The organism is Buchnera aphidicola (Aphis nerii) (assembly GCF_005083105.1).
GTDB classification, from domain to species: Bacteria; Pseudomonadota; Gammaproteobacteria; order Enterobacterales; family Enterobacteriaceae; genus Buchnera; species Buchnera aphidicola_AS.
Genome location: NZ_CP034885.1, coordinates 563,700 through 577,454 on the forward strand (window position 1 = coordinate 563,700; position 13,755 = coordinate 577,454).

Below are 13,755 nucleotides of genomic sequence, written 5' to 3' on the forward strand. Positions count from 1 at the left end.
CTAAATAAAAAATATTAGTGAATAGATTTAAAATAAGAATATTTTAATTCTTGGCGAATATTTTTAATAATCTTTTGATGATCAGGATAGTCAAAAATTCCAGAACCAATTACAAATACATTTGCTCCAGAATAAGCTATTTCAGAAACATTTTCTAATTTCACTCCACCATCTACTTCTAAAAAAATATCTAGTGAATTTAAATCAATCAATTTACGTACTTCACGTAATTTATTAAATGTAGATGGTAAAAAAGATTGATTACTAAAACCAGGATTGACTGACATTAATAAAATTAAATCTAATTTATCTATTATATAATCTAAAAAATTAAGAGAAGTAGATGGATTAAATGCTAAACCAGCTTTACAACCATTTTCTTTAATTAAATTTAATGTACGATCAATGTGTTGTGTTGATTCTGGGTGAAATGTGATAAAGCTAGCACCTGCTTTGGCAAATTGAGGAATTAAATTATCCACTGGTTTTGTCATTAAATGTACATCAATAGGTACATTGATATTATAATTACGAAGTGATTTTAAAATCATAGGTCCCATTGTTAAATTAGGTACATAATGATTATCCATAACATCAAAATGTATCCAATCACAACCTGCATCAATAACTTTTTTTGATTCTTCCCCTAAACATGCAAAATCTGCAGATAAAATGGATGGAGCTAACAAAAAATTTTTCATATTAATTTTCCTATTTTAAATTAGATAGATAATTAATAATAAAAAAATAAATTTTAGAATTAAAATATATAAAATTAATTTAAAAAATGATATATCATTAATTTTTAAATAATTATTTGATATAAAATATTAAAAATTTTTACTTTTTAAAACATAAAGTAACTTAAAAAAAATTTAAAAATATCTTATAGTATATAAAAATTTATTGAGAATCTTTTATTGCACTTAGTATGATATTTTTATCAATTCCAGAAAAAACTTTTGCTTTTCCTATAGAAATAGGAAGTACTAATCTCATTTCACCTGAAATAACTTTTTTATCACGCATCATATATGGTAAATATGAAACTGCAGACATATTTTTTGGACCTTTAATAGGTAATCCAACTTTTTTTAATAAAGTAATTATTCTTTTATAATCAATTTTCTTTAAATAACCAAGCAACTCTGATGTACGAGATGCCATAACCATACCTACCGATATTGCTTCACCATGTAACCAACTACCATAACCAGCATGTGCTTCAATAGCATGACCATATGTATGACCAAAATTCAACAATGCTCTAAAATTTTTTTCTCGTTCGTCAAGAGAAATAATTTTCGATTTTAATTCACAACATTTTCTAATACAGAATGACATAGATTTTTGATCTAATAACAATATTTTTTCAATATTTTCTTCTAACCAATTAAAAAATATTTCATCAAAAATAATAGCATACTTAATAATTTCAGATATTCCTGAAATCAATTCGTTATGAGGTAATGTTTTCAAAAAGTTAATATCTATAATAACTGAAGAAGGTTGCCAAAAGGAACCTATCATATTTTTACCTAATAAATGATTTACGCCTGTTTTACCTCCAACAGAAGCATCTACTTGTGATAAAAGAGTAGTCGGTATTTGAATAAAACGAATACCTCTTTGATAAATAGATGCTGCAAAACCAGTTATATCACCTATTACACCTCCACCTAATGCAATTAATGTAGTATCACGAGAATGTTTTTTTTCAAGTAATGCAGAAATTATCATTTCTATTTCATTCAATGTTTTAAATTGTTCGCCGTCTGAAATAATTACTTGATCTATTTTTATTCCTGATTTTCTTAATTGAAAAAATACTTTGTCTTTTAAAAGATTAGCTAATGTTTTATTTGTTACTAACATAGCTTGATTGCCTGGTTTTAAAGGAAAGAAAATATCATCATTTTCAATGATACCAGATCCAATAGTAATTGGATAACTACGTTCACCTAAAATAACTTTTAATAATTCCATGATTATTACACTCTAAAAAGATATTATAAATATTTATTAATGCTATATTTTTTCTAACAAACGAATTATATTATATGCAACAGACTTAGCGCTTTGAGTATCAGTATGAATTTTTAAATCAGCAATTTCTTCATATAATGGGTTTCTTTCAAAAGCTAACTTTTCTAATATAATTCTATTTGATATATTTGTTTGCAGTAATGGTCTTTTTTTATCTCTTTTCGTTCTTGATAACTGTTTTTCAATTGTTGTTTCTAAATATATAACAATACCGCGAGCAGATAATATATTTCTAGTTTCTTTAAATTTGACTGATCCTCCACCAGTAGCAAGAATAATTCCTTGTTTTTGTGTAATTTCATTAATGACTTTAACTTCTCTTTCTCGAAAACCATTTTCACCTTCAACATCAAACACCCAACTTATACTAGCACCAGTGCGTTTTTCGATTTCTTGATCAGAATCAAAAAATTCCATATTAAGTTGTTGAGATAATTGACGACCAATGGTACTTTTTCCAGCACCCATAGGTCCAATTAAAAAGATATTTCTTTTTTCTGCCATATTTTTATTACTAAAATAATTCGTTAAAACCACTCATGCTGAACATATTAATATTAGCAAGAGATGACACGTTAAAAATAGAATAATTAAATTTGAATTATATTATTTTTAATTTTTTAATTAATAAAAAATATTTAATAAATATTCTAAATTAACGTAGCTAGAGTATTTGCAAAAACAATATTATAAATATTTTGTAATTTTTATAAATATTTCATAAATTAATTCATCCTTATATTTAATAAATCATTTTCAAAATAACATATTTAAAACAAACATTTTAAAAAATCTAAGAATAAATATATATTCTATCAGAGTAAAGATGACTTGTTCTATATTTCTTTATAATTTTATGATAAATATTTTATAAATTAAAAACTTGACGTTATTTATTTTTTCAGATCTAATATAACAAATATATTTTCAAGTATTTAAAAAATTATTTAAAAGGTGAGGTGTCCGAGAGGCTGAAGGAACACGCCTGGAAAGCGTGTATATGGAAACGTATCAAGGGTTCGAATCCCTTTCTCACCAAAAAAATCTAAACCAATAAAGCAGTTTCTAAAGATAAAATAATCATATCATTAAAACTAGATTCTCTATCTTTTGAAGAAACAGACTCTTTTTTAGAAATATGATCAGACACTGTACACATAGATAACGATTGTACTTTAAATTCAGATGAAACAGCGTATATTCCTGCTGTCTCCATATCAATTCCGATAATATTATACTTATTTAAAATACTTAACATTTTTGAATCAGTATCAAATGAATCAGTAGTAAAAAAATTACCAATATGAATTTTTAAATTCATTTTTTTTGAAGCTATAAATACATTATAAGCCATATTAAAATCCGCAATAGCTGCATAATCGTGACTATTAAATCGTATTCTATTAAATTTTGAATCTGTAGAAGCGCCTAATGCAATAGCAATATCACGTAATTTTATATCATCTCGTACAGCACCACAAGTTCCTATTCGAATAATTTTTTTAACATTATATTCTGTTATTAATTCTCGCACATAAAGAGCAGCAGATGGTATTCCTATTCCATGACTCATAACAGAAATTTTTTTATTTTTATAATATCCTGTATAAGCTAACATTAATCGTGTTTTATTGATTTGTTTAAAATTATTTAAATAATTTTCAGCAATATATTTTGCTCGTACAGGATCACCAGGCATTAAAACTATATCTGAAAAATCGTTTTTTTTACTGTTAATATGGAAAGTAGACACTTGTTTTTTCCTTATTTTTAAAATAAATACTTTTAAAACATATCTTTACCATATTTCATTTCTGACAAAGAAAAATATTTTGCAATTGTTTGTCCTATATCAGCAAATGTTTTTCTATGGCCTAAAAATTTTGATTTTTTACTAGGAGAATAGATGAGTATAGGGATATTTTCTCTAGTGTGATCGGTTCCGATCCATGTAGGGTCACATCCATGATCTGCGGTAATAATAAGTAGATCTTTTTCTCGAATTAAATTAAGTACATTGGGTAGTTGTTTATCAAAAAATTCTAAACCCTTTGCATATCCAAAAACATCACGTCGATGCCCCCAAATAGAATCAAAATCGACAAAATTAGTAAATATTATAGTGTTATTTTTTGCTAATTTTATTTCTTGAATAGTTGTATTAAATAACTCTTTTAATCCAAATGATTTTATAGTTTTAGTAATTCCGACACCTGCATAGATATCTGAAACTTTTCCTACTGCAATTACTTTGCCTTGTTTTTCATTTATTAATTTTTCCATGACAGTTGTAGAAGTTGGTCTTAGTGATAAATCCAATCTATTTTTTGTTCTATGGAAATTTAATTTATTATTTCCAATAAAGGGTCTTGCAATAACTCGTGCAATTTTGTATTTATTTTTATTTAATATAGTACGTATAATATGACATAATTTATAAAGATTAGACAAACCAAATATATGTTCATGACATGCTACTTGAAAAACAGAATCGGATGATGTATAAAAAATTGGTTTTCCTGTTCTGATATGTTCTTCACCTAATCTCATAATTATTTCTGTTCCGGATGCATGACAGTCACCAAGAATACCAGGTAATTTAAAATTTTTAATAATTTTATCTATTAAAATATTTGGAAATGAATTATGAACTTTTTTAAAATAATGCCAATCATCTAAAACTGGAACTCCAGCTATTTCCCAATGACCAGAAGTAGTGTCTTTTCCTGAAGAAATTTCACTAGCAAAACCATAACTAGCAATAATCTTATTTGGTGTATATTTATCATTATCAAAACCTATTGGATATTTATTTGTTGAAGCTTTATACGCTTCAAATATTCCTAGTTTTTCTAAATTAGGAATTTTTAAATATCCCCCTTGTCCATTATTTGATTTTCCTAAAAAACATTGTTCTGCTATATGTCCAAATGTATCTGCACCATGATCATTGAATTTATCAGCATCAATACTAGATCCAATTCCAAAAGAATCTAAAACCATCAAAAAAACACGTTTCATTTTTAAATACCTAAAAATAAATTAAAATATATTTATATTTACTGTTCTCTTGTTTTATTAAAATTAATATCAACATATCGAGAAGTAATAATATTTAAGTTTGCTTGATTAGGTGCTAAATATGTTAAATTATTTAAATTATCTAACGCTAAATAAGATCTATTTTCATTTAAAAACATATCAATGCTATTTTTATTGCTTGATGTAACCCATCGAGCGAGTATAATATTAACTTTTTCATATATTGCATCTATTTTATACTCTATTTTTAATCTTTGAATAACTACATCAAACTGTAAAATACCAATCGCCCCTAAAATTAAATGGTTATTATTAATAGGATAAAAAACTTGTATTGCACCTTCCTCTGATAATTGCATTAAACCTTTTCTTAACTGTTTTTGTTGCAAAGGATTTTTTAAGAAAATACGACGAAATATTTCTGGTGCAAAACTAGGAATACCAATAAAGTTAATATCTTCTCCTTCTGTAAAAGAATCTCCAATTTTTATTGTGCCATGGTTATGTATTCCAATTATATCTCCAGGATATGCTGTTTTTATAGAAAACCTATCACCTGCTATAAAATAAAATGCATCAGAAATAATAATATTTTTCTTTATTCTTACATGTTTTAATTTAATACCTTTTCTATATTTTCCAGATACAATTCTAATAAAGGCTATACGATCATGATGTTTTAAATCCATATTAGCTTGAATTTTAAATACAAAACCTGTAAAATTTTTTTCTTCCGGTTGTACTGTTCGTTTATTACTATTCCGATAAATGGGAGAAGGTGCCCATTTTATTAAACTTTCTAATACATGATTAACGCCAAAGTTAGCTAATGCGCTACCAAAAAAAATAGGTGTAATAATACTTTTTAAAAAATCTCTTTTATTAAAATCCGAATATATGGAACTAATTAATTTTAATTCTTCATAAATTTGTATACTTAAATCTGAACCAATATTTTTTTTTAATAAAGATTTATTTAAATAATTAAAATTATTTTTAAAAACATGATTTTTTTTTAATTTGTCATATAAATAAATTAATTTTTTATCTAGATGAAAAACACCTTTAAAATTTCTACCACAACTAATCGGCCAAGTAATAGGAATACAAGATAATTTTAATTCTTTTTCAATTTGATCTAAAATTTCTATTGGTTCTAGGCTATCACGATCTAACTTATTAATAAATGTAATAATAGGAGTATTATGTAATCGACTTACATCCATTAATTTTTTTGTTCGTTCTTCAATACCTTTTGATGCATCAATGACTAATAAGCAACAATCTACTGCAGTAAGAATACGATATGTATCTTCAGAAAAATCTTGATGACCTGGGGTGTCTAATAAATTAATTAAAATATTTTTGTATTCGAACTGCATCACAGATGTTGTAATAGAAATCCCTCTATCTTGTTCAATTTTCATCCAATCTGATTTAGCATATTTTCCACTTCCTCTTGCTTTTACTGTGCCAGAAATACGTAGTACTTTCCCTAAAAGTAACATTTTTTCTGTAATAGTTGTTTTACCTGCATCAGGATGAGAAATAATAGCAAAAGTACGTCTTTTTTTAATTTCTGATTGATGATTTGAATTACACATATATACTCTAATTGAAAGATTTTATTCTTATAAAAAATTTTATCAAAAATAATCTATTAAAAAACATATTTATTGAAATTATATATTTTAAAAAATTGAAAAATATTTTTAAAATAAATGAATGGGTACAAATTCAATTATATGTAATAATAAAAATATTTATAATTAAATTATAAATAAGAACAGAGTTACTGTAATGAAAAAAAAAATTATATATATTGCATATACAGGCGGAACTATTGGAATGAAAAAATCACATAATGGATATATTCCTATAGCTGGTTATTTTCAAAAACAATTAATGAAAATGACAGAATTTCACAATTCAGAAATTCCAAATTTTGTTATTAAAGAATATAACCCACTAATTGATTCTTCTAATATGAGTCCAATAGAATGGCAAAAAATTGCAGATGATATTAAAAAAAATTATTATAAATATGATGGATTTATTATTTTACATGGAACAGATACCATGTCCTATACTGCTTCAGCATTATCTTTTATTTTAGAAAATTTAAAAAAACCAATTATTATTACTGGTTCTCAAATACCTATATCAGAAATTCGATCAGACGGACGACAAAATTTATTAAATTCATTATTAGTAATAGCAAAGTATCCTATTAACGAAGTCACTTTATTTTTTAATCATAAATTGTATCGCGGTAATAGAACTACTAAATCAAACGCTAACGGCTTTAATGCATTTTCATCCCCTAATATGAGTCCTTTATTAGAAGTAGGAATTAACGTTCGTTATTTATATAAAAATGAATATTCTATACAGAAAAAAAAATTAAAAGTATATAAAATTCAACCACAACCTATTAGTATTATGAGTATATATCCAGGAATTTCTGGAAAAATTTTAAAAAATTTTTTGTTATATCCAGTAAAAGCGTTAATTTTATGTACATATGGAGTAGGTAATGCTCCGCAAAATAAAGATTTTTTAAAAGAACTATACACAGCTACTAAAAAAAATATTATTATAATAAACTTAACACAATGCGTCTCTGGAAATGTGAATATGAACGGATATGCAACAGGTAATTCACTTAAAAAAATTGGAGTTATTAGTGGCCATGATTTGACAATTGAAGCAGCTTTAACTAAATTACATTTTTTACTTAGTCAAAATATTTCAATAAAACAAATTGGTATACAAATGCAAAATAACTTGCGTGGAGAATTAACAAATTATTCGAGTATTTTATAATTATATTTGACAATTTTTAAAAAATTAAAGTTTTTTAATAAAAAGAATGATGACCATGAAAATGTTGTGTTTGATCAATTACTTTTTTAATTTCAGGAAAAAAAGATAACATTTTTTTTTCAACCATTTCTTTCAAAGTAACTCCTATCATTGAACAACCGTTACATCCTCCGCTAAATTCTATTAGTGCAGTTCCATTATCAGAAATATTAATTAAATTTACTTTTCCACCATGCAATAATAATTGAGGATTAATTTCTATGTTTAAAAAATTTTTTATTTTTTCTTCTAAAGATACTTTTTTATGTAAAATATTTTTTTTAGCATATGGGGCTTTAAAGGTAAGCTGAGAATTTAATTTATCTACTATTAAATTAATTTCAGAGTCTTTTAAAAAATGAATAATAGATTTTTCGATATAAACAAAAAAATTATTATATTCTAATTTAATATCAGAATCTTCTATTTCATCAGAAGCGCAATAAGCTACTTTACATTCTGCGTTAGGCATTCCTGGATTGATAATAAAAACACGAATTTGAGTGCCCTTTGGTTCTTTAGATAAAAGTGATACAAAATAATCCTGAGCTTCATTGGAAATTTTAATTATAGTCATTAATTTAGTTTTTTATTTTAATTTAAATGGTAATTTTTAAATACATTAATTTTACTAATTAATTATTTTAAACACAAGATAATTCTGTAATTTTAGTTTAATATTTTAAAAAATACTTACAAAAATTTAAAAATGAAAAATTTTACTTGGGCTGTAAAAGGCAGCGGAAATGTTAATCTAATTATATTAAATGGATGGGGTATTAATTCTAAAATATGGTTTTTTATTATTAAAAAACTTAGTATATATTTTAAAATATATTTAATTGATCTTCCTGGCATAGGAATAAATAAAAAATTAAAACCCATTAATATTGAAAAAATTATTAAAATATTAAATTTGTACATGCCTAAAAATTCTATTTATTTAGGATGGTCACTCGGAGGATTAATTGCAACTAATTTTGCTATATTATACCCAAAAAAAATTTTAGGACTTATTAACATAGCATCTTCTCCGTATTTTATAAAGCAAAAAAATTGGCCTGGAATAGAAAAAGAAAAAATATATCATTTTTACTATAATTTGGTTAATCAATACCATCTAACAATAAGCAATTTTTTATCTTCACAAATATTACAGGAAAAAAAATATTTTCAAGATTTAGAAATATTAAAAAAAATATTATTTGAAAAAGGCGCTATTCCTAAACAAAAAACACTAAAAAAAGGATTAGAAATATTATTATCGATAGATTTAAGATCTAAAATATCTATGATCAAAATTCCATTTCTAAGAATATATGGATCTTTAGATAATTTGGTGCCTAAAAAAGTTTCAAATTTAGTTGATTTAATATGTCCTAATAGCGATTCTATTATTATAAAAAATGCTGGACACATTCCTTTTATTTCACATAGAGAAGAATTTTGCTCTATTTTATTAAAATATTTTTTTAACAAATTTTAAAATATATAAGCCCCAAATAAATGGGGCTATATTACTAACACATTCTAAAAAGGAATTTCATCATCAAAATCTATTTCTGAAGAATCAATTGTTTCCTTTTTTAACTTATATTTTTCTATATTTTTAGATGCAGGAATAGTTTCGGTGTTTTTCGTTTTTAAAATACTATTATTTTCATTGATAGAAATACTATGAGAATTAGAATTTCTATTACCTAGCATTTGCATTGTACCACCAATATTTACTATTACTTCTGTAGTATATCGATCAAGACCATTTTGGTCTTGCCATTTTCTTGTTTGAAGAGAACCTTCAATATATACTTGTGAACCTTTTCGTAAATATTCACCTGCTATTTCTGCTAATTTTCCAAACAAAACAACTCTATGCCATTCTGTTTTTTCTTTATTTTCACCTGTATTTTTGTCTTTCCAATTTTCTGAAGTTGCAATTGTCATATTTACTACTGCATTACCATTTGGCATGTATCGAACTTCTGGATCTTGACCTAAATGACCAATTAAAATTACTTTATTTACACCTCTACTTGCCATAATAAAAACTCCATTTGTAAAACTAATTAATATAAATATATTTTTAAATAGAATTTTTAATTATTCAAAGTACATAATAAATATTTAATCAATTAAATATTTTTTATTTAATACAAAAAATATATACTTAATTATAAAATTTTAAAATAATAATATTTTAATTATAATTCTTTAAAAAGTACTTAAAAAAATTAATCAATTTATATTTTAAATAGATAAAATATACATAATTTAATTAAAAATTTATTTATTAAAAAAATTTTTTAAATATGAAGCTATATAAATTATAGTTGTTTTTCTTAATATTAAATTAATTTGTTTTTTTGATAAAACAATGACATATTTTTAAAAATATATTTAGAACACTTATTTTAATTCTATCTTAAATTAGAAAAAAACTTATACAAGTATTTTATCAAAAAACAAATAAAAAATTTTACATATCTCAAAAAATCTAAATATTTATAAATACACAAAATGTGATAAAATTATATACATAAAAAATGTACATAAACTATTAAATTGAATCTGTATTAATTTGTCATATATAAAAACTTTATTATAGTATTTTAAATTCACATTGATTTTAAGATTTTCTTAAAAATTTTAATATTACTTTGTATTTAAAATATTATTCCTCTAGAAATATATTCCCCTTAAGCGAAACTATGAATTAAAATAATTTTATTATAAATAACGTATAAGATATTCTATGTCATAATTAAACAAATATTTTAAAAAATAAAAACTTAAAATATTAAAATATACAAAGTAAATTTATAAGCAAATAATTTATTATTGTAATATTAGAAATATAATTTCAAAATGATTTGATAAATAATGGTATATGCAATATATATGGGTAAAAATAAATTATATTTAAATCAAATTAATAGATTAAAAATACCTCCGCATTCAATAGAAGCAGAACAATCAGTACTAGGCGGTTTAATGTTAGACAATGAGCAGTGGGATACTGTTTCAGAACATGTAGTTGCTGATGATTTTTTTAGCAAACCACATCGTTTAATATTTCAAGAAATGCAACAATTATTAAATTCAGGACATCCAATTGATTTAATTACATTATCTGAGTCTTTAGAGCAAAAAGGAAAACTAGAAAGTGTAGGTAGATTTTCTTATTTAGCTGAATTATCAAAAAATACTCCTAGCACAGCAAATATAACTGCTTACGCCGACATAGTGAGAGAAAGAGCTATTGTAAGAGAGATGATATTAGCTGCTAATAAAATAGCAAATGCAGGATATGATACACAGGGAAGAAAAAGTGAAGAACTTTTAGATTATGCAGAATCTAGTGTTTTTAAAATAGCAGAAAAACGTTTTAAAAAAGATTCAGGACCTAAAAATATTGAAAAAGTACTTGATGAAACTATTAGTAGTATTGAAAAATTATTTTTGTCACCGAATGATGGAGTAACAGGAATAAATACAGGATATCAAGATTTAAATAAAAAAACATCAGGCTTACAACGTTCTGAACTAATAATTATTGCTGCAAGACCTTCAATGGGTAAAACAACTTTTGCTATGAATTTATGTGAAAATGCTGCTATGTTATATGATAAACCAGTCTTAATTTTTAGCTTAGAAATGCCTGGAGAACAAATTATGATGCGTATGTTATCTTCTTTATCAAGAGTTAATCAAGCACGTATCAGAACTGGAAAATTAAATGATGAAGATTGGTCTAGAATATCAGGTACAATTAATGTTTTACTCAAAAAAAAGAATATTTATATAGATGATTCTTCAGCTCTCACACCTAGTGAGGTTCGTTCAAGAGCAAGACGTATTTATCGTGAAAATAATGGTTTAACATTAATTATGGTAGATTATTTACAACTAATGCGAGTTCCTTCTTTATCAGACAATCGTACTCTTGAAATTGCTGAAATTTCAAGAACATTAAAAGCCCTTGCAAAAGAACTACAAGTTCCAGTTATTGCTTTATCACAATTAAATCGTTCTTTGGAACAACGATCAGATAAAAGACCCGTAAATTCAGATTTAAGAGAATCTGGCTCTTTAGAACAAGATGCAGATTTAATTATGTTTATATATCGAGATGAAATATATCATGAAAATAGCGATTTTAAAGGTGTAGCAGAAATAATAATTGGAAAACAAAGGAACGGTCCCATTGGAACTATAAGTTTAACTTTTAATGGACATTGGTCTAGATTCGATAATTATTATAACCCTAAATATGATTAATTAAATAAATTATAATAAAATCAAATTTTATTTGAAATTCAAACTCTACCACTATAACAAATTTTGACTAAAAATTTTATTTTAGATATAAATATGATTTTTCGTATCATTTAACTTAAATTCAAAAAATATGAATAAAAAAAAGAGATTAAAAATCGGAATAGTAATGGATCCAATTCAATTTGTTAAAATTGAAAAAGACTCAAGTTTTGCTATTTTACTTGAAGTACAAAAAAGAAACCATCAAATTTATTATATGGAAATGAATGACTTATATTTAAAAAGGGGTCGTGCATATGCAAAAACACGTTTATTAAAAATACGAAGAGAAATACATAATCATTTTAATTTTATTCAAGAACAAAATATTTTATTAAATGAATTAGATGTTATATTAATGCGTAAAGACCCACCATTTAATATGGAATTTATATATGCTACATACATTCTTGAAAGTGCAGAAAAAGAAGGTGTTTTGATTATTAATAAACCCAAAAGTTTAAGAGATTGCAATGAAAAAATATTTGCATCATTATTTAATCACTTCATACCAGATACATTAGTTACTCGAAACATATCTCAAATATACAATTTTTGGAAAAAGAATAAAGATATAATTATTAAACCTTTAGATAATATGGGTGGATCAAGTATTTTCCGTATTAAAAATAATGATTTAAATTTTTTAGTTATTGCAGAAACTATGACTAATTACGAAAAAAAATATTGTATGGTTCAAACTTATTTACCATCAGTAAAATATGGTGATAAAAGAATATTAATTGTTAATGGAACAGCTATACCTTGGTGTGTAGCAAGAATTCCTAAAAAAGGAGAAACACGAGCAAATATAGCGGCTGGAGGTATTGCTAAAATTAAAAAACTGAACAAAAAAGATTGGGAAATCGCAAACTATTTATCTCCTATTTTAAAAGAAAAAGGACTTATTTTAGTTGGATTAGATGTTATAGGAAATAAATTAACGGAAATAAATATTACAAGCCCAACATGTCTTTGTGAAATTGAGTCAAATAAAAATATTTCTATTAGCAGCATTTTAATCGATTATATTGAAAATCAAAGATATTAAATAGAGATTTTAAAGTAATGATAATTGCATTTGATTTTGGGATCAAAAATATTGGAGTTGCTATAGGTGAAAAAATTCTTAAAAAAGGAAAAGCTTTAAATAAAATAACTGTAAATAAGGGGTGTCCAAATTGGAATGATATAAAACATTTATTTAAAACATGGCAACCCAAGCATGTAGTTGTAGGACTACCACTAAATATGAACGGTACAAGACAAGATATGACAAAAAAAGCAGAAAAATTCGCTAATTTACTAAAACATAAATTTAACATTTCCGTTGAATTACACGATGAACGTTTGAGTACAAAAGAAGCTAAATCTTTAATATTCAATCAATATGGTTTTAAAATATTACAAAAAAGCAATATTCATTCTATTGCAGCTGTTATTATATTAGAAAGCTGGTTTAATCAATCCTTATTATAATTAATT

The 13,755-nt window shown here is 24.4% G+C and carries 13 protein-coding genes and 1 tRNA gene; 6 read left to right on the forward strand and 8 right to left on the reverse strand.

The features are described from left to right. Positions 1-14: 14 nt before the first annotated feature. The 3 genes from rpe to aroK all read right to left on the reverse strand — a co-directional run bounded on the left by rpe (position 15) and on the right by aroK (position 2,550). On the reverse strand, positions 15-701 hold the full coding sequence (gene rpe, locus D9V64_RS02740; protein ID WP_158367059.1) for a ribulose-phosphate 3-epimerase: 687 nt from the start codon (positions 699-701) through the stop codon (positions 15-17). 202 nt (positions 702-903) lie between these two features. Continuing rightward, the gene (gene aroB, locus D9V64_RS02745) at positions 904-1,986 is read right to left on the reverse strand and encodes a 3-dehydroquinate synthase (protein WP_158367062.1); all 1,083 of its coding nucleotides are present in this window, start codon (positions 1,984-1,986) and stop codon (positions 904-906) included. 42 nt (positions 1,987-2,028) lie between these two features. Next, positions 2,029-2,550, reverse strand: a complete 522-nt coding sequence (gene aroK, locus D9V64_RS02750) for a shikimate kinase AroK (protein ID WP_158367064.1) — start codon at positions 2,548-2,550, stop codon at positions 2,029-2,031. A gap of 449 nt (positions 2,551-2,999) precedes the next feature. Here aroK and D9V64_RS02755 point away from each other — a divergent pair. After that, positions 3,000-3,084: transfer RNA gene (locus D9V64_RS02755), tRNA-Ser, on the forward strand. A gap of 7 nt (positions 3,085-3,091) precedes the next feature. Here D9V64_RS02755 and deoD read toward each other — a convergent pair. From deoD to D9V64_RS02770, 3 genes are read right to left on the reverse strand one after another with little or no spacing between them, the layout of a single operon-like run. Beyond that, complete coding sequence (deoD, locus tag D9V64_RS02760) at positions 3,092-3,799, reverse strand: purine-nucleoside phosphorylase (RefSeq protein ID WP_158367066.1); 708 nt, start codon at positions 3,797-3,799, stop codon at positions 3,092-3,094. Between the two features lie 32 nt (positions 3,800-3,831). After that, on the reverse strand, positions 3,832-5,067 hold the full coding sequence (locus tag D9V64_RS02765) for a phosphopentomutase (protein ID WP_158367069.1): 1,236 nt from the start codon (positions 5,065-5,067) through the stop codon (positions 3,832-3,834). A gap of 38 nt (positions 5,068-5,105) precedes the next feature. Continuing rightward, positions 5,106-6,692 carry a peptide chain release factor 3 gene (locus D9V64_RS02770; RefSeq protein WP_158367071.1) on the reverse strand — a complete coding sequence of 529 codons (1,587 nt, stop codon included), beginning with the start codon at positions 6,690-6,692 and terminating at the stop codon, positions 5,106-5,108. Positions 6,693-6,888: 196 nt separating this feature from the next. Between D9V64_RS02770 and ansA the strand changes: the two genes are divergently transcribed. After that, on the forward strand, positions 6,889-7,914 hold the full coding sequence (gene ansA / locus D9V64_RS02775; protein ID WP_158367073.1) for an asparaginase: 1,026 nt from the start codon (positions 6,889-6,891) through the stop codon (positions 7,912-7,914). Positions 7,915-7,948: 34 nt separating this feature from the next. Here ansA and D9V64_RS02780 read toward each other — a convergent pair whose 3' ends face one another. Beyond that, positions 7,949-8,524 carry an NfuA family Fe-S biogenesis protein gene (locus tag D9V64_RS02780; protein WP_158367300.1) on the reverse strand — a complete coding sequence of 192 codons (576 nt, stop codon included), beginning with the start codon at positions 8,522-8,524 and terminating at the stop codon, positions 7,949-7,951. Positions 8,525-8,662: 138 nt separating this feature from the next. On the opposite strand from D9V64_RS02780, the gene bioH reads away from it, so the two are divergent. Further along, positions 8,663-9,439 carry a pimeloyl-ACP methyl ester esterase BioH gene (gene bioH, locus D9V64_RS02785; protein ID WP_158367075.1) on the forward strand — a complete coding sequence of 259 codons (777 nt, stop codon included), beginning with the start codon at positions 8,663-8,665 and terminating at the stop codon, positions 9,437-9,439. 44 nt (positions 9,440-9,483) lie between these two features. Here the strand turns inward: bioH and D9V64_RS02790 are convergent, their stop codons facing one another. Then, complete coding sequence (locus D9V64_RS02790) at positions 9,484-9,993, reverse strand: single-stranded DNA-binding protein (RefSeq protein ID WP_158367077.1); 510 nt, start codon at positions 9,991-9,993, stop codon at positions 9,484-9,486. 840 nt (positions 9,994-10,833) lie between these two features. Between D9V64_RS02790 and dnaB the strand changes: the two genes are divergently transcribed. The 3 genes from dnaB to ruvX all read left to right on the forward strand — a co-directional run bounded on the left by dnaB (position 10,834) and on the right by ruvX (position 13,749). Then, complete coding sequence (gene dnaB / locus D9V64_RS02795) at positions 10,834-12,231, forward strand: replicative DNA helicase (RefSeq protein ID WP_158367079.1); 1,398 nt, start codon at positions 10,834-10,836, stop codon at positions 12,229-12,231. A 130-nt stretch (positions 12,232-12,361) separates the two neighbouring features. Further along, positions 12,362-13,321 (forward strand): glutathione synthase, encoded by a 960-nt coding sequence (gene gshB, locus D9V64_RS02800; protein WP_158367081.1) that lies wholly within the window; start codon positions 12,362-12,364, stop codon positions 13,319-13,321. A 17-nt stretch (positions 13,322-13,338) separates the two neighbouring features. After that, positions 13,339-13,749, forward strand: coding sequence for a Holliday junction resolvase RuvX (gene ruvX, locus D9V64_RS02805; RefSeq protein WP_158367084.1), 411 nt, complete (start codon positions 13,339-13,341; stop codon positions 13,747-13,749). The last annotated feature ends 6 nt before the right edge of the window (positions 13,750-13,755 follow it).